This window comes from Cellulomonas sp. NEAU-ZC6, assembly GCF_056844425.1.
Genome location: NZ_JBXFYH010000002.1, coordinates 305,325 through 327,748, shown reverse-complemented (window position 1 = coordinate 327,748; position 22,424 = coordinate 305,325). Strand labels below are relative to the sequence as shown.

General features: G+C 74.5%; 26 protein-coding genes and 1 riboswitch. Of the genes, 13 read left to right on the top strand and 13 right to left on the bottom strand.

The features are described from left to right. Window positions 1–108: 108 nt before the first annotated feature. The 10 genes from AC1050_RS11690 to AC1050_RS11645 form a co-directional block, all read right to left on the bottom strand. Entirely contained in the window at window positions 109–1,209 is a 1,101-nt protein-coding gene (locus AC1050_RS11690; RefSeq protein ID WP_482387578.1) for an NADH:flavin oxidoreductase/NADH oxidase, read from the bottom strand. Then, complete coding sequence (locus AC1050_RS11685; RefSeq protein WP_482387577.1) at window positions 1,206–2,591, bottom strand: MFS transporter; 1,386 nt, start codon at window positions 2,589–2,591, stop codon at window positions 1,206–1,208. Before AC1050_RS11685 ends, AC1050_RS11690 begins: the two co-directional genes overlap by 4 nt. Further along, on the bottom strand, window positions 2,588–3,502 hold the full coding sequence (locus tag AC1050_RS11680) for a polysaccharide deacetylase family protein (protein WP_482387576.1): 915 nt from the start codon (window positions 3,500–3,502) through the stop codon (window positions 2,588–2,590). Before AC1050_RS11680 ends, AC1050_RS11685 begins: the two co-directional genes overlap by 4 nt. Further along, on the bottom strand, window positions 3,499–4,449 hold the full coding sequence (locus AC1050_RS11675) for a polysaccharide deacetylase family protein (protein ID WP_482387575.1): 951 nt from the start codon (window positions 4,447–4,449) through the stop codon (window positions 3,499–3,501). Before AC1050_RS11675 ends, AC1050_RS11680 begins: the two co-directional genes overlap by 4 nt. Beyond that, window positions 4,446–5,096, bottom strand: a complete 651-nt coding sequence (locus AC1050_RS11670; protein WP_482387574.1) for a cysteine hydrolase family protein — start codon at window positions 5,094–5,096, stop codon at window positions 4,446–4,448. Before AC1050_RS11670 ends, AC1050_RS11675 begins: the two co-directional genes overlap by 4 nt. Window positions 5,097–5,194: 98 nt before the next feature. Further along, window positions 5,195–5,914, bottom strand: a complete 720-nt coding sequence (locus AC1050_RS11665) for an ABC transporter ATP-binding protein (RefSeq protein ID WP_482387573.1) — start codon at window positions 5,912–5,914, stop codon at window positions 5,195–5,197. Then, window positions 5,907–6,635, bottom strand: a complete 729-nt coding sequence (locus AC1050_RS11660) for an ABC transporter ATP-binding protein (RefSeq protein ID WP_482387572.1) — start codon at window positions 6,633–6,635, stop codon at window positions 5,907–5,909. The genes AC1050_RS11665 and AC1050_RS11660 overlap by 8 nt, the downstream gene beginning before the upstream one ends. Then, entirely contained in the window at window positions 6,632–7,690 is a 1,059-nt protein-coding gene (locus tag AC1050_RS11655; protein ID WP_482387571.1) for a branched-chain amino acid ABC transporter permease, read from the bottom strand. The genes AC1050_RS11660 and AC1050_RS11655 overlap by 4 nt, the downstream gene beginning before the upstream one ends. Continuing rightward, window positions 7,687–8,703, bottom strand: coding sequence for a branched-chain amino acid ABC transporter permease (locus tag AC1050_RS11650; protein WP_482387570.1), 1,017 nt, complete (start codon window positions 8,701–8,703; stop codon window positions 7,687–7,689). The genes AC1050_RS11655 and AC1050_RS11650 overlap by 4 nt, the downstream gene beginning before the upstream one ends. Before the next feature lie 103 nt (window positions 8,704–8,806). Then, window positions 8,807–10,069 (bottom strand): ABC transporter substrate-binding protein, encoded by a 1,263-nt coding sequence (locus tag AC1050_RS11645; RefSeq protein WP_482387569.1) that lies wholly within the window; start codon window positions 10,067–10,069, stop codon window positions 8,807–8,809. Between the two features lie 214 nt (window positions 10,070–10,283). Between AC1050_RS11645 and AC1050_RS11640 the strand changes: the two genes are divergently transcribed. From AC1050_RS11640 to AC1050_RS11605, 8 genes are all read left to right on the top strand, one after another. Continuing rightward, window positions 10,284–11,057 (top strand): IclR family transcriptional regulator, encoded by a 774-nt coding sequence (locus tag AC1050_RS11640; protein WP_482387568.1) that lies wholly within the window; start codon window positions 10,284–10,286, stop codon window positions 11,055–11,057. 170 nt (window positions 11,058–11,227) lie between these two features. Beyond that, window positions 11,228–12,526 carry a sigma-54-dependent transcriptional regulator family protein gene (locus tag AC1050_RS11635; protein WP_482387567.1) on the top strand — a complete coding sequence of 433 codons (1,299 nt, stop codon included), beginning with the start codon at window positions 11,228–11,230 and terminating at the stop codon, window positions 12,524–12,526. Window positions 12,527–12,571: 45 nt separating this feature from the next. Next, entirely contained in the window at window positions 12,572–12,877 is a 306-nt protein-coding gene (locus tag AC1050_RS11630) for an ArsR/SmtB family transcription factor (protein ID WP_482387566.1), read from the top strand. Between the two features lie 2 nt (window positions 12,878–12,879). Then, complete coding sequence (locus AC1050_RS11625; RefSeq protein WP_482387565.1) at window positions 12,880–13,089, top strand: hypothetical protein; 210 nt, start codon at window positions 12,880–12,882, stop codon at window positions 13,087–13,089. A 140-nt stretch (window positions 13,090–13,229) separates the two neighbouring features. Next, entirely contained in the window at window positions 13,230–14,753 is a 1,524-nt protein-coding gene (gene exaC / locus AC1050_RS11620; RefSeq protein ID WP_482387564.1) for an acetaldehyde dehydrogenase ExaC, read from the top strand. A gap of 80 nt (window positions 14,754–14,833) precedes the next feature. After that, complete coding sequence (locus tag AC1050_RS11615) at window positions 14,834–15,238, top strand: DUF779 domain-containing protein (RefSeq protein ID WP_482387563.1); 405 nt, start codon at window positions 14,834–14,836, stop codon at window positions 15,236–15,238. 224 nt (window positions 15,239–15,462) lie between these two features. After that, window positions 15,463–17,040 carry an SPFH domain-containing protein gene (locus AC1050_RS11610; protein WP_482387562.1) on the top strand — a complete coding sequence of 526 codons (1,578 nt, stop codon included), beginning with the start codon at window positions 15,463–15,465 and terminating at the stop codon, window positions 17,038–17,040. 10 nt (window positions 17,041–17,050) lie between these two features. Beyond that, the gene (locus AC1050_RS11605; protein WP_482387561.1) at window positions 17,051–17,425 is read left to right on the top strand and encodes a DivIVA domain-containing protein; all 375 of its coding nucleotides are present in this window, start codon (window positions 17,051–17,053) and stop codon (window positions 17,423–17,425) included. Between the two features lie 63 nt (window positions 17,426–17,488). Here AC1050_RS11605 and AC1050_RS11600 read toward each other — a convergent pair whose 3' ends face one another. Further along, window positions 17,489–17,854, bottom strand: coding sequence for a hypothetical protein (locus AC1050_RS11600; RefSeq protein WP_482387560.1), 366 nt, complete (start codon window positions 17,852–17,854; stop codon window positions 17,489–17,491). 32 nt (window positions 17,855–17,886) lie between these two features. Between AC1050_RS11600 and AC1050_RS11595 the strand changes: the two genes are divergently transcribed. Beyond that, window positions 17,887–18,582 carry a DUF429 domain-containing protein gene (locus AC1050_RS11595; protein WP_482387559.1) on the top strand — a complete coding sequence of 232 codons (696 nt, stop codon included), beginning with the start codon at window positions 17,887–17,889 and terminating at the stop codon, window positions 18,580–18,582. Window positions 18,583–18,586: 4 nt separating this feature from the next. Here AC1050_RS11595 and AC1050_RS11590 read toward each other — a convergent pair whose 3' ends face one another. Together AC1050_RS11590 and AC1050_RS11585 are read right to left on the bottom strand one after the other, a co-directional pair. Next, window positions 18,587–18,901, bottom strand: coding sequence for a DMT family transporter (locus tag AC1050_RS11590; protein ID WP_482387558.1), 315 nt, complete (start codon window positions 18,899–18,901; stop codon window positions 18,587–18,589). 10 nt (window positions 18,902–18,911) lie between these two features. Further along, window positions 18,912–18,978: riboswitch (guanidine-III (ykkC-III) riboswitch) on the bottom strand. Between the two features lie 70 nt (window positions 18,979–19,048). Then, a complete protein-coding gene (locus AC1050_RS11585) occupies window positions 19,049–19,327 on the bottom strand; it encodes a hypothetical protein (protein ID WP_482387557.1) in 279 nt (92 codons plus the stop codon). A gap of 171 nt (window positions 19,328–19,498) precedes the next feature. On the opposite strand from AC1050_RS11585, the gene AC1050_RS11580 reads away from it, so the two are divergent. The 4 genes from AC1050_RS11580 (at window position 19,499) to AC1050_RS11565 (ending at window position 22,414) form a co-directional block, all read left to right on the top strand. Next, window positions 19,499–20,011, top strand: a complete 513-nt coding sequence (locus AC1050_RS11580) for a universal stress protein (protein WP_482387556.1) — start codon at window positions 19,499–19,501, stop codon at window positions 20,009–20,011. After that, a complete protein-coding gene (locus tag AC1050_RS11575; RefSeq protein WP_482387555.1) occupies window positions 20,002–20,547 on the top strand; it encodes a fluoride efflux transporter FluC in 546 nt (181 codons plus the stop codon). The genes AC1050_RS11580 and AC1050_RS11575 overlap by 10 nt, the downstream gene beginning before the upstream one ends. Beyond that, complete coding sequence (locus AC1050_RS11570; RefSeq protein WP_482387554.1) at window positions 20,544–20,909, top strand: fluoride efflux transporter FluC; 366 nt, start codon at window positions 20,544–20,546, stop codon at window positions 20,907–20,909. The genes AC1050_RS11575 and AC1050_RS11570 overlap by 4 nt, the downstream gene beginning before the upstream one ends. 257 nt (window positions 20,910–21,166) lie before the next feature. Next, window positions 21,167–22,414 (top strand): toxic anion resistance protein, encoded by a 1,248-nt coding sequence (locus tag AC1050_RS11565; protein ID WP_482387553.1) that lies wholly within the window; start codon window positions 21,167–21,169, stop codon window positions 22,412–22,414. Window positions 22,415–22,424: the final 10 nt, after the last annotated feature.

The following is a 22,424-nucleotide window of genomic DNA, read 5'->3' as shown; positions in this document are numbered from 1 at the left end:
GGGGTTCGGCGCCGGCACGCGCGAGGCACGTCGCGGGCCGGCCGCCACCGCCTCGTGTCCCCCGTTCGGCGGGCACCCGAACGGCGCAGCGCCGGCCGCGGCCCGGGCTCAGCCCAGGACCGTGCGGCGCCAGGCGCGGTGGTACCGCGGCTCGCGCGGGCCGTCCGCGTCGCCCAGGGCCACCGCCGCGTGCCGGGCCCAGTGCGGGTCGCGGAGCATCCCGCGGCCCAGCAGCACCGCGTCCGCCTCGCCGCGGCGCAGCACGTCCTCGGCGTGCGCCGGGTCGTCGATCAGCCCGACCGCCGCGGTCGGCACCCCGGCGGCCCGCACGGTCGCCGACCCCGGCACCTGGTACCCCGGCGACGGCCGGTACTCCGCACCCGGCACCAGCCCGCCGGAGGAGCAGTCCACCAGGTCCGCCCCGGCGTCGACGAGCCGCACCGCCAGGTCGGCCGAGTCCGAGGCCTCGAGCCCGCCGGGCGCGACGTCGGAGACCGACAGCCGGACGAGCAGCGGCACGCCGTCCGGCAGCACCGCCCGCACGGCGCGCACGGTGGTCAGGAGCAGCGCCTCGCGGGCGGCGGCCGACCCGCCCCACGCACCGCGGCGGTCGTTGGTGACGGGCGAGAGCAGCTCGTGCAGCAGGTAGCCGTGGGCACCGTGCAGCTCGACCACGTCGAACCCCGCGGTGACGGCCCGGCGGGCGGCGTCCGCGAAGGCCCGGACGACGGCGCGCAGGTCCGCGTCGGAGGCCGCCCGCGGCGCCGCGTAGTCGCCGAACGGCTCGTCGCTCGCGCCGACGGTGACCCAGCCGCCGTCGTCGAGCGGCACGGAGCCCGCAGGGTCGGTGTCGCCCGGCAGCCCGCGGTAGTGCCCGGCCTTGCGGCCGGCGTGCGCGAGCTGGACGCCGATCACGCCGCCGCAGGCGTGCACGGCGTCGGTGACGGTCCGCCAGGGCGCGACGTGGTCGTCGGACCACAGGCCGGCGTCCTGCGGGGTGACCCGCCCCTCGGGGAGCACGGCCGTCGCCTCGGTGAGCACCAGGCCGGCACCGCCGAGCGCGAACTGCGCGTAGTGCGCGGCGTGCCAGGGCCCGACGACGCCCGGCGCTGCCGGGTCCTCGCACGCGTACATGCACATCGGCGACACCCACGCGCGGTTGGGCAGGGTCAGGTCCCGCAGGGTGAGCGGGGTGAACAGGTGGCTCATGCGCGCCTCTCGCGGATCAGGACGACGACGGACCCCAGCAGCAGGACCCCGCCGAGCGCGGCGATCCAGGCGCCGAGCGCGGCGATGCCCCCGTCCGGACCGTGCCCGGGGGCCAGGGCGCTCGCCACCACGACGGACGCGAGGGCCGCGCCGATGTACTGGGCGGTGCGGTACAGCCCGCTCGCGACGCCGGCGTGCTGCTCGGCGACCGACGCGTGCAGGACGAGCTGGTTGCCCAGGTTGTTGAACCCGTTCGGCACGCCCATGAGCACGCCGAGCAGGACGATCAGCCAGACCGGGGCGTCGGCGTCGACGGCGGTCAGCGCGACGACGCCCGCGGCCACCATCGCGGCGGCGCCGACGACCAGCAGGACCCGGGGCCGCAGGCGCGCGCCGAGCCGGGTGGCGGCGATCGTCGACAGCACCCCCACGCCGAACACCGGGAACATCAGCAGCCCTGCCTGCGCCGGGTCCGTCCCCCGCTCGCGCTCGAGCCACTGCGGCAGCCCGTAGAAGATCGCGTAGAACGAGACGAACGTCAGCACGGCCCGGACGCAGGTGCGCCACACCCCGGGGCTGCGGGCCAGCAGCCGCACGTCCAGGAACGGCCGCGGCGACCGCGCGGACCACGCCACCAGCAGCGTCAGCAGCACGGCGGAGGCGACGAACCACCACCACTGCGGGCTGCCGTCCAGCTGCAGCAGGCCGACCATCAGCGGGACGAGGGTGCCGACGAACAGCAGCAGGCCGACCGGGTCGAGCGAGCGCAGGACCGCGCGGGCGCCGGTGCGCGGCAGCGGCGGGTCCGCGGGCACGACGCGCAGCACCCAGAACGCGGCGTTCGCGACGATCGGCACGTTGACCCAGAAGATCCCCTCCCAGCCCCACAGCGCCACGATCGGCCCGCCGATCGTCGGCCCCAGCGCCGCGGTGGTCTGCCCGCACAGCGCGACCACGCCCAGCGCCGACGCCGGCTGCGCGGCGAGCCGGCGGGCCTCCCGGCGGATCACGGCCATCGCCGTCGGGAACTGCATCGCCGTGCCGATGCCGAGCAGCACCCGGTCCGCGATCAGCCAGCCGACCGAGGGCACGAACGGCCCGGCGACGGAGGCGACCAGGGCCACGACCAGCCCGGTGACGTAGACCCGGCGCGGCCCGAACAGGTCCGCCAGCCGGCCGCCGGTGGGCGACGCCACCGCCGCCGACAGGTACAGCGCGGAGACCACCCAGGCCAGGGCGCCGGGCCCGGCACCCAGGTCGCGGCCGATCGACACCAGCGCGACCGCGAGCACGGCCGAGTTCAGGCCCTGCAGGATCGTGCCCGAGCCGAGCGCCCAGCCGAGCGAGGGCGGCAGCGGCCGGGCGGCCGCCACGGTGGTCACAGCAGGGCCGGCACGTCGCCCGGCAGCACCAGGAGCACGTCCGGGTGCCCGGCCAGGTGCTGCAGCACCCGCTCGGCGACGTCGGCGAAGCACGCCTGCCCCAGCACCCAGCCGAACCAGCTCAGGCCGAGGTGCCGCGCCCCGACCACGTCGGCGTCCGCGACCAGCGCGTCGACGGTGTCGAGCAGCAGCCGCTCGTAGTCGCCGAACGGCAGGCCGCGGGCGTACAGCGCGAACACGTCCTCCGTCTCCAGCGAGAACGGGACGGCGGTCAGCCCGGCGGCGGCGTCGACCAGGGCCAGCGGCCGCTCGTCGACCGGCCAGTCGCCGAACCAGGTCAGCCCCGCGTCGCGCAGCACGGCCGTCGTGCGCGGTGTCGTCCCGCGCTCGGGGGAGAACCAGCCGGTGACGGGCCGCCCGGTGGCCGCGGCGACGGCGTCGACGGACGAGCGGACGTATGCCCGCTCCTCCTGCTCGGACATCGACGGGTCGAGCACGACGTTCGCGGCCCGGCCCCGCGCGACCACCTCGCCGGCGCGCTCGGCGACCAGCGCGGCCAGCCCCGGCCGGGTCGCGACGCCCGTCGCGTCCAGCGGCACGGCGACCGGCACGCCCGCGTCGGCGGCGATGTCGAGCAGCCGCCAGATCCCCACGGTCTGCCCGAAGTCCCACTGGGACAGCCGCGCTACCTGCCCGTGCCGGGGCTCGCCGGTCTCGCGGCCCACGCCGCCCTGCATCGCGAGCGGCTTGTGCGCCCCCTCGGGCACGACGTCCACGTGGGTCGGCGCGTGCAGCAGCACGCTGACGGCAAGCTTCTTGCCGTCCGGCAGCACCCACGGCGCACGGAGGTGGTCGCCGGTGCGGGCCAGCGTCGGGGCGAACACGGTCGCCCCGGTGTCGTCGACGGTCATCGCGTGCCCTCCCCCGCCAGCGCCGCGGCGTGCACCAGCTGCGCGTCGTAGTGGTGCTCCAGGTAGTGGCCGGCGATGTCGCCCGCGCGGGTCACCCAGAGCCGGTCGTCGCCGCGGACGACGTCGAAGATCTCCGCCAGCGCGCGCTGCATGTGCGGCTGCCCGGACAGGAACGGGTGCGTCGCGATGCAGGCGACGCGCGCCTGACCGTCCCGCTCGGCGTCCCGGACCAGCCGCCCGATCTGGGCCTTCACCATGTCCACGAAGTACGACGGCGGGTAGTGCTTGGCGTGCAGCAGCGGGACGTCGTTGAGCATGTACGAGTACGGCACCGACACCAGCCGCCCGCCGGAGCGGGTGCGCAGCGGCCGCGGCTGCTCGTCGTGGATCCAGTCGGCGTGGTAGGTCATGCCGTGCTCGACCATCAGGTCGGCGGTCAGGTCCGTGCCGGAGATCTTCGGCCCGAGCATCCCCTGCAGCGACGCGCCGTAGTACGTCCGGGTCAGCTCCTGGGACTGCGCGAGGAACGCGGACTCCGCCGCCTCGTCCAGGTCGTAGATCGGCCGCAGGTTCGAGATGCCGTGGCTCATCACCTCCCAGTCCCGCTCCCGCATGGCGTCCCGGATCTCCGGGTCGTCCCGGAGCAGCGTGAGGCTCAGCGAGACGGTCGACGGCATCGCGTAGGCGTCGACCGTCCGCAGCATCCGCCAGAACGCGACGCGGTTGCCGTAGTCCCGGTGCATGTAGTGCTGCACGTCCGGCGCGGCGACCCGGCCGGCGGGGCTGCCGCCGCCCGGGGGCACGTAGTCGTAGTGCTCGACGTTCGGCGCGTGCCAGACCGCGACCAGCTTCCCGTCGGGCCAGGTGACCTGCGGGCGGCCGGGCATCGGCGCGTAGACCAGCCGGCCGTCGGTGCCCAGGGCGGCCCCGGTGTCCGGCGCCGTCATCGCGCGGCCGGCCGGCCCAGCTCGGCGAACCGGCCGAGCATGTGGTCCAGGGACACGACGTCGCCGAACCGGTCCTGCATGTCCCACAGGCTCGCCTCGCGCGACAGCAGCCGGAAGTCGTCGCAGCACTCCTCGACGACGCTCACCCGGTACGACCGGTACGCGGCGTCCACGACCGTCGCCCGGACGCAGCCGCTGGTGGAGGTGCCGATGACGACCAGCTCGTCGACGTCGAGCTCCTCGAGCAGCCCGTCCAGCTTCGTCTTGTAGAACCCCGAGGCGACCGTCTTCTCGACGACGTGGTCCGTCGGCGCGGCGGGGACCGCGCTGCTGATCTCGGTCCACGGGTCGCCGCGCCGGCACCGCTCGGTCAGGGAGGACCGCACGCGCTGCGCGAGCATCCGGTCGTCGAGGTCGTCCAGGACCATCACCAGGTAGATCACGGGCACCCCGGCGGCGCGGGCGGCCTCGAGGAGCGTCTGCGCGTGGCTCAGCGTGACGGCGGTCTCCGGCCCGATGTGCTCGTGCTCGGTGAAGGCGCGCTGGAAGTCGACCACCACGACGGCGGGCCGCTCGCCGTGCCCGACCTTCGTGCGGGTGGCCCGCAGGCGGCGGACCCGGTCGACCTCGGCGTTCCAGTCGGTCATGTCGTTCCTCTCGTCGGGGGCCGGCGGGCGCGTTCGGGCGCGGGCCGGCGCACGCCGTGGCGGGGACACCACGGCGGGGTGGGTCGGGTCGGCGGGGGTCAGCCGCCGAGGTAGGCGGCGCGGACGCGCTCGTCCGTCGCGAGCTCGGCGCCCGTGCCCTCGAGCACGACGGAGCCGGACTCCATGACGTAGCCGCGGTCGGCGAACTCCAGGACGTGGGAGGCGTTCTGCTCCACGATGAGGATGCTGACGCCGCGGTCGCGGATGGCCTCGACGGCGCCGAACACGTCCGCGGTGAGCTTGGGCGACAGGCCGGTGGACGGCTCGTCGAGCATCAGCAGCTCCGGAGCACCCATCAGCGCCCGCGCGATCGCGAGCATCTGCTGCTGGCCGCCGGACATCGTCTCGGCCAGCTGGGTGCGCCGCTCCCGCAGGATCGGGAACAGGTCGAGCACCCACTCCTTGTCGAACCCCGGCCGGCCGAGCCGGGCACGGGCACCCATCGCCAGGTTGTCCTCGACCGTCAGGGAGCCGAACAGCGCGCGGTGCTCGGGCACGAGCATCAGACCGCGGCGGGCCAGCTCGTGGGAGCGCCCGTAGCCGACCTTCTCCCCCTTGAACGTCACGGAGCCGCCCTGCAGCTTGATCTCCCCGACGGCGCTCTTCAGGGTGGTGGACTTGCCCGCGCCGTTGGCGCCGACCAGCGCGACCACCTCCGCGACCCCCACGGTCAGGCCGACCCCGTGCAGGATCTCCAGCCCGTGGTAGCCGCTGCGGACGTCCGTCATCTCCAGCATGGGCTGAGGCCTCTCACGCACTGCGCGTCTCCTTCCCGAGGTACGCCTCGACGACCTTCGGGTCGGACAGCACCGCGTCCGCGCTCCCGCGGGCCAGCACGGCGCCCTGGTCCATCATCACGACGTGGTCGGACAGCCGGCGGACGGCGGCCATGATGTGCTCGATGAAGACCATGGTCGTGCCCTCCTCCCGGCGCACGGTCTCCAGCAGGTCCAGCACGGGCGCGCGCTCGGCGGGCACCAGGCCCGCGAGCACCTCGTCCAGCAGCAGCACGCGCGGCCGCATGGCGAGCGCCCGGGCGAGCTCGAGGCGCTTCTGCATGCCGGCGGGCAGGGAGCCGGACCGGCGCGCGGACCACTCGGCGAGGCCGGTGCGCTCGACGGCCGTCGCCGCGTCCCGGCGCACGTCCGCACCGCGGGCCCCCCGGCTCATGGCCGCGATCTCGACGTTCTCCTGCACGGTCATCGTCGCGAACGGCCGCATGAGCTGGAAGGTGCGGACCATGCCCCGCCGGGCCAGCTGGTGCGCGGGCAGGCCGGTGATGTCCTGCCCGTCCAGCCGCACCGTGCCGGACGTGGGAGGGAACGCGCCGGTGATGCAGTTGAACAGCGTGGTCTTGCCCGCGCCGTTCGCGCCGATGATCCCGAGGATCTGCCCCTCGTCGACGCTGATGTCGACGCCGCGCAGGGCCTGCAGCCCGCGGAACGACTTGGTGACGGCCGTGGCCTCGAGGACGGTCACTGCTTCCTCCTGCGGCTGACGATCGTCCCGACGATGCCCTTGGGCAGCAGCGTGACGACCAGGACGAGGATGACGGCGTACAGGATGATGTCGAGCCCGCCGTGGCCCGCGAGCCAGTCGAAGGCCGGCGGCGGGTTGCGCAGGAACCCGGCGACCAGGTCGGACAGCGGCGCCATCACGACCGCGCCGACCACGGGGCCCCAGATGGTGCCGGTGCCGCCGACGACCGCCGTGATGATCGCGTCGTTGGAGGTGTGCGCACCGAAGGCGATCGAGGGGTCGACGAACATGTAGTACTGCACGTAGAACATGCCGGCCACGGACGTGATCGCGGCCGAGATCGCGACGGCGACCAGCTTGTGCCGCAGGACGTCGATGCCGAGGGCGGCGGCCGCCGTGTCGTCGTCGCGGACCGCGAGCGTGAACCGCCCGGTCCGGCTCTGCACGAACACGATCGTCACGAGCAGGCACGCGACCAGCAGCAGCAGGCCGATCCAGTAGTACCAGGGCGACCCGGCCGGGAACTGGAAGCCCGCGAACGAGCTGCCCTGCTGCACCGGGATCGTGAAGCCGACCGTGCGGTGCAGCGGCTCGGAGCCCTGCACGAACAGGCGCAGCGCCTCGGCGAACGCGAACGTCGACATCGTGTAGTACGCGCCGGTCAGCTTGTACCGGAGCGCCAGGTACGAGATCCCGACGCCCGCCGCGGCGGCCAGCACCATGCCGAGCAGCAGGCCGATCCACGGGCTGATCCCGAGGACGACGACGCAGTAGGACGTGGCGTAGGCGCCGATGCCGAAGTAGGCGGCGTGCCCGAACGAGAACATCCCGCCGAACCCGGCCATGACGTTCCAGCCCACGCCCATGATCGCGAAGATCAGGACCCGGTTGGCGATCGCCATGTGCGACGGCGTCAGGAAGAACGGCAGCGCGGCACCGACGACCAGCAGCGCGAGCAGCAGCACGTAGTCCAGCCGGCCGCCGCCGAGCGGGCGACGACGCGGTGCCGTGACGTCGCCGGTCAGCGCGGGGGCCTGGGTGGCGGTGGTGGTCATGCGGACCTCCCGAACACGCCTCGGGGCCGTACGAACAGCACGACCAGGAACACGACGAACACGGCCAGCAGCGGGCTCTGGCTGGGCAGGATCAGCCCGGCCAGCTGCTCGGTGAGGCCGACGACCAGCCCGCCGACCAGCGCGCCGGGCACGTTGCCCATGCCGCCGAGCACCACGACCACGAACGCCGTGAGGTTGAAGATCGCGCCGGTGGTGGGCTCGATCGTGGTGAACGGCGCGACCAGCACACCCGCGGCGCCGGCGGCCATCGCCCCGAGCCCGAAGGTCAGGACGTAGATCCACCGGATGTCGATGCCGACCAGCCGGGCGCCCTCGGGGTTCGCCGCCACCGCGCGGATCTCGGTGCCCACCCGCGACTTCTGCAGCAGCAGCGCCAGCAGGGCGACGATCACCAGCGCGCCGGCGAACGCGTAGATCCGGGACAGCTCGACCGTCGCACCGAGGATGCGGACTCCGGTGTTGCCGGGCAGCGCGACCGACCGCGGGTTGGGCCCGAACACCAGCAGCAGCACGTTCTCGATCGCCAGGGCCAGGCCGATGGTGATGAGCAGCTGGATCTGGATCGGTGCCTTCATGACCGGGTTCAGCAGCCCCGCCTGCAGCAGCGCGCCGAGCACGAACATCGCCGGCATCACCACGACGAGCGCCACGTACGGGTGCATCCCGAGGTCCTGCACGCAGACCATCGCCAGGTAGAGCGCGAGCGCGACCAGCGCGCCGTTGGCGAAGTTGATGATGTGCAGCACGCCGTAGATCAGCGTCAGGCCCATCGCGACCAGGCTGTAGATGCCGCCGGTGAGGACACCGGTGACGAGCGCCTGGGTCAGGACGGCGCCGGAGCCGGCCCGGACGCCGGCGACGACGGCCACCACGAGCAGGACGGCCGCGGTGACCAGGAGGACGCGGGACTTCTCGGACAGCCGGACGCGTCGCTTCGCGTCGGCGGACGTGCCCGGGGGCGACGTGTCCGTCGCGGGCAGCGTGGTGGTCATGGGGCTCCCTGGGTGGAGTCGGTGGTGCGTCGGAGCGGGTGCAGCGGGTGCGCGACCGGTCCGGGGTGCACGGCGCCCCGGACCGGTCGCTGGCGGGGACCGGTCAGGAGCCGGCGGGCGCGGCCGGGAACCGGTAGTCCGCCTCGGCCAGCTCGTTCGGGAACACCTGCTTGATCGCGGCGTCCTGCACCTGCATCACCGCGATGCCGGCGTTGGTGTTCTGGCCGGTCTCGTCGAACTCGACCGGACCGGTGGAGACGGTCAGCGGCTGGTAGTCGCTGGCCGCGATCGCGTCGCGGACGGCGGTCGGGTCGGCCGAGCCGGCGTCCTCCAAGGCGCGGGCGATCACCATGACGGCGTCGTAGGTGAGCACGGCGGACGTGCGGATCGGCTCGCCGTAGGTCTCCTCGTACAGCTCGGCCAGCTCGACGGCGTCGGGGTTCGTGACGTCCCAGTGGTAGTTCGCGTCGAAGTAGCCCTCGCCGCCGCCCGGGGCGTCCGCGATGAACGCGGGCTGGTCGTACGCGCCGTTGGCCACACCGAACACCGCCTGCAGGTCCGGCTTGACGGTGTCGACGGCCTGCGCGACCAGCAGGCTGTCGCGGTAGTACCCGGCGACGGCCAGCACGTCCGCGCCGGAGGCCGCGACCTGGCTGATCTGCGTGGTCATGTCGCTGACCGACGCGGCGTCGTAGCTGATCACCGGGTCGACGGTCAGCCCGGCGGCCTCGGCCTCCGCGAGGAAGCCCTCGTACACCGCGGCGCCGTAGTTGCCCTGCTCGTACAGGAACGCGACCTTCTCGACCGGCGTGCCGGAGTCCTCGGCCAGTGCGGCGAGCGACTCGGCACCGCGCTCGCCCATCAGGCTGGCGTTCGGCTGCATCCGGAACGCGTACTGGTAACCCTGCTCGAGGATCTCGTCGAGCGCGGACACGTCCATCACGAACGGCACCTGGTTGCGCTCGGCCACCGAGGCGACGTTGGCGCTGGTGCCGCTCTGGAACGTGCCGACCAGCGCGACGGCGCCCTCCTCGATCAGGCGCGTCGCCTCGCTCTGGCCGGTCTCCGGCGTGCCCTGGGTGTCCGCGGCCTCCAGCACCAGCTCCGCGCCGCCGAGCGACTCGATGCCGCCGGCCTCGTTGATCGCGTCCACCGCGAGCTGCGCGGCGTTCGACATCTGCTGGCCGTCCGCCGCGTTCGCGCCGGTGAGCGGGTGCAGGGCGCCGATCAGGACCTCGTCCACGGCCTCCCCCGTCGTCGCCTCGCCGCCGCCGGCGGCGCTGACGGCCGAGCCAGAGCAGGCGGCCAGCGTGAGGGCGAGACCGGCGATCCCGGCGCCGGACCAGGCACGCATCCTGTGGTTCACGTCGACTCCCGAGTGGCTTGGGTTCCGTTCACCGGAACACGGTGGCGACAGGGGGTGGCTGCCGCTCGATGCGTCGAACCTAGGCACCGTGCGGTCACCGGGAGTTGCTGGCGCGTTAACTCTGTGTTGCGCACCCTCAGGACGCAGCAGCACGGTTCCGTTGAGCGGAACAGCCGCGATACGGTGGGCGCACCCCAGGGAGAGGACCCGTCACGTGGACGTGCAGGACACCCGGTCGTCGACGACCCAGCGCGTCGCGCAGGTGCTGCTGGCGCTCGGCGGCGAGGAGCCGTGGCTCGGCGTGACCGATCTGGCCCGGCGGCTCGACCTCGGCAAGGCCGTCGTGCACCGGATCCTGCAGCAGCTGCTGGACACCGGGCTCGTGCGCTACGACGAGAGCGGCCGACGGTACGCCCTCGGCCCCGCGGCCGTGTCCCTCGGCCGCACCGCGGGACGCCGCACCGAGATCGTGGCGGCCGCCGCACCCGTCCTCGCGCACCTCAGCCAGGTCACCGGCGAGACCACCACCCTGGCCGCGCGCGTCGGCCACGGCCGCGTCTACGTCGACCAGGTCGAGTCCTCCCAGCACATCCGGATCGCCATCCGGATCGGCGAGCACCAGGCGCTCACCAACGGCGCGAGCGGGCTGAGCATCCTCGCGTTCCTGCCCCCGGCGGACGTCGACCTGGCCCTGGCCGTCCCGGTCCCGCGGTTCACGCCGCGCACCGTCGTCGACCCCGCCGCCATCCGCGAGCGCCTGGCGCAGATCCGCGCGCGCGGCTGGGCGTCCACGTCGTCCGAGCGGGTGCCGCACTCGAGCAGCATCGCCGCGCCCGTGCTCGACGGCGCCGGGGAGGCCGTCGGGAGCCTGTCGGTGGCGTACCTCGACTCCCGGTTCCCCGACGAGGACGTGCCCGAGGTCGCCCGCCTGGTGACGGACGCCGCCCACCGGGCCTCGGACCGCCTCCGGTCGCTGCACCGCGCCTGACCCGGGGCCGGTCGGCGAGGTCGGGGCCGGGGTCGACGGTTCCGCGCGACGCGCCGACGGGACACGCCGTCCCCGACCGCGGAACCGTCGACCTCGGCGCCACCTGGCGCGACCGCGGCGCGGCGGGCCACACTGACCTCGCGACGACGTCGTCGAGGAGGTGGTGGGCCGTGCCGGCCGACGAGCGCGACCTGCTGCGTCCCGACACGCACGCCCTCGCGCGCACCTCCGCCGCCTACGACGCGTTCCTCAGCACCGGCACCGCACCCCGGGACGTCCGCCCGCTGGTCGCCGACTCCTGGCTCCGCAGCCGGCGCAGCGGCGTCGACCCCGAGCACCCCGCCGCCCCCGTCACGCTGTCCGACGCCGACCTGCGCGCGCACCGCGGCGAGCACCCGCTCCGGCACGCGCTGCCCGTCGTGCGCGGCCTGCTGCTCGACGCGGCCGTGACCGAGGGCTTCCTCGTCGCCCTGACCGACGCCGACGGCCGGCTGCTGTGGATCGCCGGCGACCCGCACGTGCGCCGGTCCGTCGAGGGAGTCGGTTTCGTCGAGGGCGCGGCGTGGGACGAGGAGCACGCCGGCACCAACGCCCCCGGGACCGCGCTCGCCACCGGGCGGGACGTCCAGGTGCTGGCCGCCGAGCACTACGCCCGCGCCGTGCAGCCGTTCAGCTGCTCGGCGGCGCTGCTGCGCGCACCCGACGGACGAGCCCTGGGCGCCCTCGACGTCACCGGCGGCGAGGGCGCGGCCTCCCCGCTGATGCTGTCGCTGGTGCGGGCCACCGCGGCGGCGGTCGAGGCGGACCTGCGCGCTCTGGGCCTGGCGCGGGGCGGCCCGGCGCCGGCCGACGTGGCGACGGCACCCCGGCTCGTCGTGCTCGGGCCCGGCCCCGGCGTGCTGCACCGGCCCGGCGCGGCCCCGCGGCCGTTGTCGCTGCGGCACGCGGAGCTGCTGCTCCTGCTGTCTGCGCACCCGCGCGGGCTGCACGCCGACGAGCTCGCCGTGCTCCTGCACGCGGGCACGATGTCGGAGGTGGCCGTGCGTGCCGAGGTGTCCCGGCTGCGCCGCGCCGTCGGCGGGCTGGTCGCGCACTCCCGGCCCTACCGCCTCGCCACGAGCCTCGGCTCCGACCTGGACGCGGTGCGGGAGGCGCTCGGGCGCGACGACGTCCGCGCCGCCCTGGACCGGTACCCCGGACCCGTCCTGCCGCGCTCGCGCGCACCGGGCGTGGAGCAAGTCCGCGACGCCCTGGCCGCGGACGTCCGGGCCGCCGTGCTGCACGCGGACGACACCGTGGTCCTCGAGCGGTGGCTGGACCGCGACGAGGGCGCCGGCGACTGGCAGGCGTGGGAGCGCCTCGGCACGCTCACCGCGCCGGGCACGGCAGCGCACACCCGGGCGCTCGGTCGCCTCGACCTGCTGGTGCGCGACCTCGGGCCAGGACCGGCGCGGCACCCCTGGCACTGATCACCCTTTCATGCGTAAGGTTCTGCTGACACATGGAGGTCGGTCATGACGCTTGAGGAGCTGACGCAGGTGCTCGGCGCCCTCGCCAGCCCGCAGCGGCTGCGCGTGCTCGCCGAGCTCGGGCAGGAGAGCGTGCACGTCAGCGAGCTCGCTCGTCGGGTGGGGATGTCCCGCCCGCTGCTCTACGGCCACCTCACCAAGCTGGAGCAGGCCGGCCTGGTCGCCAGCCACCACAGCGTCTCGCCGGACGGCAAGGCGCTCCGGCACTACGAGGTCGTCCCGTTCGACCTGCACGTCACACCCGCGATCGTCGCCCGGGCGATCGCCGACACCCCTGAGGAAGGCCCCTGAGCATGGAGAGCATCCCCTGGTTCGCCTGGATCGTGCTGGGCGCGATCGTCTTCGGCAGCCTCGCGTCCGTCGTCGACAGCGTGCTGAAGAACCGCCGCAAGATCGCGGAGATCAACGCGGGCCCCAGCCGCCACGAGGTGCTGGTGCGCCTCGACGCCATCGAGCACCGGCTGGAGCGCATCGAGCGCACCCTCACGGAGATCCCGGGCTGACCGCCGCACCACGCGCCACCTGCGGTGCAACGCACCTGCAACGGTCGCGCCCCTAGCGTCCGGCGCACGGGCCGCAACGACGCGGTCCGCCCGGCCGCCGCACCACGGTCCGGCCGGTCAGCCTGCACCGAGGGGCGCACATGACCGTCTACGCAGCGCCGGGTCAGCCCGGCAGCCCGGCCACCTTCCGCGAGCGCTACGACCACTGGATCGGCGGCGAGTACGTCGCGCCGGCCGCGGGACGGTACTTCGAGAACCCGTCGCCGGTGACGGGCCGCACCTTCACCGAGGTCGCCCGGGGCGATGCCGCCGACATCGACCGCGCCCTGGACGCCGCGCACGGCGCCGCGCGGGCGTGGGGGAAGACCACCGCCACCGAGCGCGCCGTGATCCTCAACAAGGTCGCCGACCGGATGGAGGCGAACCTCGAGATGCTCGCGGTCGCCGAGACCTGGGAGAACGGCAAGCCCGTCCGCGAGACGCTGAACGCCGACCTGCCGCTGGCCATCGACCACTTCCGGTACTTCGCCGGGGCCGTCCGCGCCCAGGAGGGCTCGATCTCCGAGATCGACGAGGACACGATCGCCTACCACTTCCACGAGCCGCTGGGCGTGGTCGGGCAGATCATCCCGTGGAACTTCCCGATCCTGATGGCCGTGTGGAAGCTGGCGCCCGCGCTCGCCGCCGGCAACACCGTGGTGCTCAAGCCGGCCGAGCAGACGCCGACGTCGATCCTCGTGCTGATGGAGCTGATCGCCGACCTGCTGCCCCCGGGCGTCGTCAACGTCGTCAACGGGTTCGGCGTCGAGGCGGGCAAGCCGCTGGCCTCCAGCCCGCGGATCCGGAAGATCGCGTTCACCGGCGAGACCACGACCGGGCGGCTGATCATGCAGTACGCCAGCCAGAACATCATCCCGGTCACGCTGGAGCTCGGCGGCAAGAGCCCGAACATCTTCTTCGAGGACGTCGCCCGCGCCAAGGACGACTACTACGACAAGGCGCTCGAGGGGTTCACCATGTTCGCCCTCAACCAGGGCGAGGTGTGCACGTGCCCGTCACGCGCGCTCATCCAGGAGTCGATCTACGACGGCTTCCTCGCCGACGCCATCGCCCGCACCGAGGCCGTGAAGCAGGGCAACCCGCTCGACACCGAGACGATGATCGGCGCGCAGGCGTCCAACGACCAGCTCGAGAAGATCCTGTCCTACATCGACATCGGCAAGGCCGAGGGCGCCAAGGTGCTCACCGGCGGCGGCCGCGCGCACCTCGACGGCGACCTGGCCGGCGGCTACTACGTCACGCCGACCATCTTCGAGGGCAAGAACTCGATGCGGATCTTCCAGGAGGAGATCTTCGGGCCGGTCGTCGCCGTCACGTCCTTCAGCGACTACTCCGACGCGATCCACACGGCCAACGACACCCTCTACGGGCTGGGTGCCGGCGTGTGGTCCCGCGAGGGCGCGATCGCGTACCGGGCGGGCCGGGACATCCAGGCCGGCCGGGTGTGGACCAACTGCTACCACGCGTACCCCGCGGCGGCGGCGTTCGGCGGGTACAAGGGCTCCGGCGTCGGGCGCGAGAACCACAAGATGATGCTCGACCACTACCAGCAGACCAAGAACCTGCTGGTGTCCTACTCGGCGCAGAAGCTCGGCTTCTTCTGACCGGTCCGCGCGACGAGCACGGGCCGCGGCCGGTCGCCGGCGAGGGTGGGCGACCGGCCGCGGGCCGGGACGGAGGACGCATGACCAGCACCGCGGCACCGAGCCGCGTCGACCTGACGCCGGCCGCCGCCGACCTGCTGCGCTCGCTGCGGGCACAGCACGGCGAGCTGATGTTCCACCAGTCCGGGGGCTGCTGCGACGGCTCGTCCCCCATGTGCTACCCGGACGGCGACCTGATCACCGGCGACGCCGACGTCCACCTGGGCGACCTGCACGTCGACGACTTCGCCGTGCCGGTGTGGATGAGCCGCAGCCAGTTCGCGTACTGGCGGCACACGCACCTGACCATCGACGTGGTCCCGGGCCGCGGCGCCGGGTTCTCGCTGGAGGCCCCCGAGGGCGTCCGGTTCCTCATCCGCAGCCGGCTCCTCACGGACGAGGAGTGGGCCGCCGACGGCACCCCGCCCGCGGTCGGCCCGGCCTGACCCGCGGGGCGGCGCGCCCGCGCCCGACGAGGTCGACGGTTCCGCGCGACGCGCCGACGGGACACGCCGTCCCCGACCGCGGAACCGTCGACCTCGGCGTCAGGCATCCGGACGATCTTCCGGTGAAAGCCCTGACCGGGGCCGGTGCGCCCGCATAGGGTCGAGGCAGCCCACCGTCCCGACCGGTCGCACCTGCCTGCGCCCGGAGGAGCCCGAGGAGTCCCATGGAGCTCGCAGGAACCGCCGTCATCGTCGTCGTCGCGGTCGTCGCCGTCGTGCTGATCGCCATCGTCGGCTCGATCTACGCCAAGGTCCGGTTCAAGATCGCGACCCCCGACGAGGCGCTGATCATCACCGGCCGCAAGAGCGGCAAGCCGGTGATCAACCCCGAGACCGGCGACGAGACCACCGACCTGTCCGGCCAGCGCGTCGTCATCGGCGGCGGCACGTTCGTCAAGCCGATCTTCGAGCAGGTCGTCCGGCTGTCGCTCGCGTCGCAGAGCTTCTCGGTCGCCGCGGAGGACGCGACGACCAAGTCCGGCGTCGGCGTGACGCTGCGGTCCATCGCGGTCGTCAAGGTCGGCGGCACGGAGCGCATGGTGCGCGCGGCGGCCCAGCGGTTCGCGGGCCGCAGCCAGGAGCAGGTCATCGAGCAGCAGACCTCCGAGGTGCTGGTCGGTGTGCTCCGCACGATCGCGGGCACGCTGACCGTCGAGTCGATCCTCTACGAGCGCCAGGAGTTCTCGAAGGAGGTCAAGGACATCGCCGTGCCGATGCTGGCCGAGCGGGGTCTGATCCTGGAGAACTTCGAGATCCAGACCGTCGAGGACTCCGGCGAGTACATCCGCAACCTCGGCCGGCCGCGCGCCGCCGCGGTCGCCCGCGACGCCGAGATCGCCGAGGCGCAGGCCCGTCAGGAGAGCACCGAGCGCTCCAACGAGGCCGCGGTGCAGATCGCCGAGTCCAACAAGGCGCTGTCCCTGCGCAACGCGACGATCGCGCAGGAGACGGCGACGGCGCAGGCCGAGGCCGAGGCCGCGAAGGAGCGCGCCGAGGCCGAGGCGCAGCAGGAGGTCCTGATCCAGCAGGAGCAGGTCGCCCTGCGCCGCGCCGCGCTGCGCGAGCAGGAGCTGCAGACCGAGGTCCGCAAGCCCGCCGAGGCGCGCAAGTACGAGGCCGCGCAGGAGGCCGACGCCCGCAAGTACGCCGCGGAGCAGGAGGCCGAGGCCGCCAAGACCGCCGCGACCCGCAAGTACGAGGCGGAGGCGCAGCGCACCACCGCGCAGGCCGAGGCCGAGGCGTCCGCCGCGCGGTCCCGCGCGGAGGCGGCGCTGATCGAGCAGCAGCGCCGGGCCGAGGGTGCGCTCGCGCTCGCCCGGGCCGAGGCCGAGGGCATCCAGGCGCGCGGTGAGGCCCAGGCCGCCGCCGAGCGCGCCCAGGGCGAGGCCCGCGCCGCCGCGATCAAGGCCGAGTCCGACGCCTACCAGGCGTTCCCCGAGTCGGCGCGGCTGCAGATGGTGCTGGACGCGCTGCCGAAGGTCGCCCAGCCGTACGCCGACGCGCTCGGGAAGATCGACGACATCACGATCATCGACAAGGACGGCGCATCGCGGCTGCCCGGCCAGGTGTCGACGGGCGTGCAGGAGCTGGTCACGATGCTCAAGGCGCAGACCGGCGTCGACCTGCTCGACCTGGTGCGCGGGTTCGGCGGCAGCACGCCGGCCCCCGCCGCGCGGCACGACGTGCCGACCCCGAGCCACGCGCCGGCCGGGCGCGAGGTCACCGACGGCGCCACGAGCTGAGGGGGCGGCGATGTCCTGGCTGACCCGGCTGCTCCGCGGGGAGGACGCCCCGCTGCTCACCGCGTCCGGGCCGAACCCGTCCGGGCGCACCCCGTCCGGTGCGACCCCGTCCGGCCCGGCGTCGGGTGCCCTCTCCGGTGCGGCGCTGCGGGAGCGGGCGTCCGCCGTGCCGCGCACGAAGTTCCGCGAGGGCTACGACATCGACCAGGTCGACGCGTTCGTCGAGCGGGCCGCGGCCGCGCTCGACGGCACGGGCGCCGCGGTGGCACCGGCCGACGTGCTGAACGCGAGGTTCAAGGCGACGAAGTTCGCCGAGGGCTACGACCAGGACGCGGTCGACGACCTGCTCGACCAGGTCGTCCTGTCGCTGCGCGTCCGCGACTGAAGTACGCCCAGCAGGTGCGGGTTCCCGGGTCGGGAGCCCGCACCTGCTGGCGTCTCGGCGGCTTCAGCCGGCCGAGCGGACGGCGTCCACGGCGGCGCCGACCTCGCGGACGCGCCGGTCCAGGCGGTTGATCACGAGCAGCGCCACGCTGCCGTCGACCAGGTCCAGCCGCATCCGGCGCCGCAGGCCGCCGGAGAAGAAGTCGCTCCAGGTCACGGGCTGCACGCCGACCCGCGCCACGGCGGCGAGCGGGAGCCGCCACGGCCCGGTCCAGGTCGCGTCCACGCGGTTCGGCTGGAACACCAGCGACGTGGAGGTCAGCGCCAGGTAGCCGCCCGCCGCGAGCCCCTGGTGCGACCAGTTCGCTGCGCACCGCCACACCAGCGTCTCGCCCGGCCCCAGCACGATCTCCTGCACCCACGCACCCATGCCGGGCACCGTACCGGGGCATCATGGGCGCCGTGCCCTCGTCCCCGCGCGTCCTCGGCGTCGACGCCGCGCGGGCCGGCTGGGTCGGCGTCGCGCTGGGCGCCGGCGCGCCGCAGGCGTACGTCGCGCGCGGCCTCGCCGACCTGGTCGCGCTGGCCCGCACCGGTGGCCCCGTGACGGCGGTCGGTATCGACATCCCGATCGGGCTGCCGGACGCCGGCCGGCGCGCCGCCGACGTGCTGGCCAGGGCCGCGATCGGCCCGCTGCGGTCCTCGGTGTTCGTCACGCCGGTGCGCGACGCCCTGCTGGCGCCCGACCACCCGGCCGCCGTCGCGCTGAACCGGCGGCTGGCCGGCGAGGGCGTCTCGATCCAGGCCTACGGCCTGCGGCACCGGGTCCTCGAGGCCGAGCGGTACGCCGCCGGCGCCGACCACCCGGTGCTGGAGGTGCACCCCGAGGTCGTGTTCGCCGAGCTGCACGGAGCCCCGCTCACCGTCCGCAAGCCGACCTGGGCCGGTGCGGCGCTGCGGCACCGGCTGCTCGCCGGCCAGGGCGTCGCGATGCACGGCGACCTCGGGCTGGCCGGGCACGACGTGGCGGTCGACGACGTGCTGGACGCCGCCGCGGTGGCGTGGACCGCGCGCCGCTACGTGGCCGGCGTCGCGCGGTCGCTGCCCGACCCGCCCGAGGTGTTCGCCGACGGGTGGCCCGCGGCGATCTGGGTCTGACGCTTCAGTGCAGGGCCTTCAGCCCCACCACGCCGCCGACGATCATCGCGAGGAACACGACCTTGAGCAGCGACACCGGCTCGGTGCCGGTCACCATCGCGTAGACGACGGTCAGCACCGCGCCGATCCCGACCCACACCGCGTACGCGGTGCCCACGGGCAGGTCGCGCATCGCGTAGGCCAGGCCGCCCATGCTCGCGACCAGCGCGACGCCGAACACGATGGTCGGGCCGAGGCGGCTGAACCCCTCGGACTTGCCCAGCGCGGTGGCCCACACGGCCTCCAGCACGCCGGAGAGGACGAGAACGATCCAGGACATGACGGACTCCCTCGGGCCGTCTTGTCGCGCACCGGGTACGGCACCCCTCGTCCGGGAGCCCGGATGCCGGGCTCGGGTCCCAGCGTCGCACCGGGGTGCGCGGGTGGCAACGCCCACGGGTGGTGACCTCGGGCACCACTCGCGGGATCAGCGGGTGCCGGGGTCCGCGACCGGGACCGCACGGGCCCGGCGCGCCCGGTGCACGACCACCTCGCCCACCAGGTAGCCGGCCGGCCCCACGACCGGCACGCCGAGGACCAGCACCAGCTCGACGAGCGTCGCGCGCCCGGCCCGGCGCCCCCGCGCCCACACCACCAGCGCCGACGCGAGCAGCGCCAGCAGCAGCACCAGCACGCCGGTCCACAGCACGTCGTACCAGGCGGGCACCAGCAGCCGCCAGCCCGGGACCTCGTCCGACCCGTCCACGTCGCCCCCTCCCGGCACGGGGCCGCCGCGGCCCGTCCGTGCCGGCGAGGCTACCCGGGCCACCCGGACCGGCGGGACGGGCCGGGGGCACGACGGTGGCCCCCGCGCGCGACGGACTACCCTGGCTCGCGCGCGGACCCGCGTCCCGCGGCGACGGAGGCGGAGGTGGCCATGGCAGAACGGCAGCACCCCCGGTCCGCCCCCGTCGTGGTCGGCGTCGCACCTGGCCAGCGGCCCGAGGTCGCCCGGACCGCGGCGGCGCTCGCGGCTGCGCTCGGCGTGGACCTGGTCGTCGCCTGGGCCGACCCGGCCCGGTACGTGGTCCAGGAGCACGCGGACGGCTCGGTGCTGTCGGACGCGATCGACCCCGAGAGCGGCGAGGGCCCCGGCGCACCCACCGGGAACGAGGCGCTCGACCCGCTGCGCGGCGTGCTCGACGCGGGCGGTGCGCCGTGGACCTACCGGTCGCTGGCGGGCGAACCGGCGCGCGCCCTCGCGCGCCTGGCCTCCGTCGTCGGCGCCCGGATGATCGTCGTGGGTTCGCGCGAGCCGGGGCTGGTGCCGATGCTGGCGGAGTTCTTCACCGGCTCGGTGGCCGTGCAGCTCACCCACCGCCAGCGCATCCCGGTGCTGGTCGTCCCGGTCACCGTCGGCTCGACCGAGGGCCGCGCCGCGTGGGAGTGAACGCCGGGGTCGGCCCCGTGCTCGACAGCGCCCCGCGGCCCGCGCACCGGGACCCCGCCCTGCTCGGCCTGGTGCTGCTCGGCGGCGCCGCGGGCGCGGTGAGCCGGTACGGCCTGCGGCTCGCGATCGACTCGAGCGCCTGGCCGTGGGCCACCTGGGTGGTGAACGTCAGCGGCGCCTTCCTGCTCGCGCTGCTGACCGGCTGGCTGGCGACCCGCGGACCCGACACGGGGCGGCGGCGGGCGGCGCGGCTGCTGCTCGGGACGGGGTTCCTCGGCGCGTACACGACCTACAGCGCGCTGGCGGTGGAGACCGAGCAGCTGCTGGCCGCCGGCCGGTGGGTTGCCGCGCTCGGCTACGCGCTGTCGACCGCGCTGGTCGGGCTCGCGGCCTCGGTCGCCGGGTTGCGGGTGGCGGCGGCGCTGGCCGACCGGACCCGGGCCGACCGGGCGCCGGCCGAGACGGTCCCGGCCGAGACGGCTCAGGACGAGACGGCTCAGGACGAGGCGGCGCGGGGCAGCGGGGGTGGGTCGTGATCGTGCTGGCGCTGGCACTGGCAGGCGGGCTCGGGGCGGTCGCCCGGTTCGTGGTCGACGGCGTGCTGCGCGCCCGCTCCCGCTCCGCGGTGCCCCTCGGCACGATGGTCGTCAACCTGACGGGGGCGTTCGCGCTCGGGGTGCTCACGGGCCTGGTCGCGCACGGGACGTCCGCGGTGCTCGTGACGGTGGCGGGGACCGGGTTCCTCGGCGGGTACACGACGTTCAGCACGGCGTCGCTGGAGACCGCGCGGCTGGTGGAGGACCGCCGGTGGCTGGCGGCGTCCGTCAACGCGGCGGGGATGCTCGTCGCGGCGGTGGCGCTCGCGGCGGCGGGCTTCGCCGTCGGCCACGCGCTCTGAGCCGCGGCCGGTCCGCGGCGTCGCCCGCGAGGTCGTCACACGTCGGCGAGGTCGTCAGCTGCACGTGACGACCTCGCCGGCTTCTGACGACCTCGCCGTGCGCGGACGACCTGCGAGCGCGTGGTGCGGCGATCGGGTGGCTCCGGACCTCGCCGCGAACTTTTCGCGCAACTGCCCCGTTCAGCACGATATGCACCCATACGCTGGGCGCAGGCGCCCGACCGCCCCCGGTCGGCCCCAGAGAAGAGGACGCGCGCATGACCCAGGACTCGTCGGCCGCCCAGGGCGTCACGCCGCTCGCCCCGCCCGCCCCGCTCGAGGCCCCGGTCACGCTCACCGCGCCGGACCCGGTCGCCCCGGTGGCGGCGACCGCCGCGCCGAAGCTCGCGCCGGCCGTCGACCCCGCGCTGCTGCCGGGCCTGGACTCCAAGGTCGACGGCTACCTGACCGGCCTGCTCGCCGCCCCGGCGGCGTCCCCCGCGTTCGCCGCGCAGGCGGCCGACGTCCGGACGATGGGTGACGCCGAGATCCGGCACGCCGCGAACTCCTCCAACCGGCTGCTGCAGACGCCCGTCCGCGCGATCACGGAGGGCGGCCTCGCGTCGGGGTCGAAGGTCGGCAACACCCTGCTGGACCTGCGCCGCACGGTGGAGGACCTGGACCCGTCCGGCCTCAAGGGCGCGCGCAAGCTGCTCGGCTTCATCCCGCTGGGCGACCGGGCGGTCGACTACTTCCGCAAGTACCAGTCCGCCGAGTCGCACCTCAACGCGATCCTGCACGCGCTGCGGGACGGCCAGGACGAGCTCCGCAAGGACAACCAGGCGCTCAACATGGAGAAGGCCGAGCTCTGGGCCACCATGGGCAAGCTCAACCAGTACGTGTACGTGGCCGAGCGGCTCGACGCACGGCTCTCGGCGCAGATCGCGGACCTCGAGGCGACCGACCCGGAGCGCGCCCGCGCCCTGCGGGACGACGTGCTGTTCTACGTCCGGCAGAAGCACCAGGACCTGCTGACCCAGCTCGCCGTGTCGATCCAGGGGTACCTGTCGATCGACATCCTGCTGCGGTCCAACCTCGAGCTCATCAAGGGCGTCGACCGATCGGCGACCACGACGGTCGACGCCCTCCGAACCGCCGTCATCGTGTCCCAGGCGCTGTCCAACCAGCAGCTGGTGCTCAACCAGATCACGGCCCTGAACAGCACGACGTCCGGGCTGATCGAGCGCACGTCGCAGATGCTGCGCGACAACGCCGGCCGCATCCAGGAGCAGGCGGCGGCGTCCACCATCGGGCTGCCCCAGCTGCAGTCGGCGTTCACCAACATCTACGCGACGCTCGACTCGATCGACACCTTCAAGGCGCAGGCCCTGGACTCCATGGCGGCCACGGTCGGCACGCTGCAGACCGAGGTCGACAAGGCGCAGTCGTACCTGGCCCGGGTGCAGCAGCACGACGAGCGCGCCGCGGCCGGTGGCCTGCTCGACCTCGGCGACACCGCCCGATGACCGCGCGATG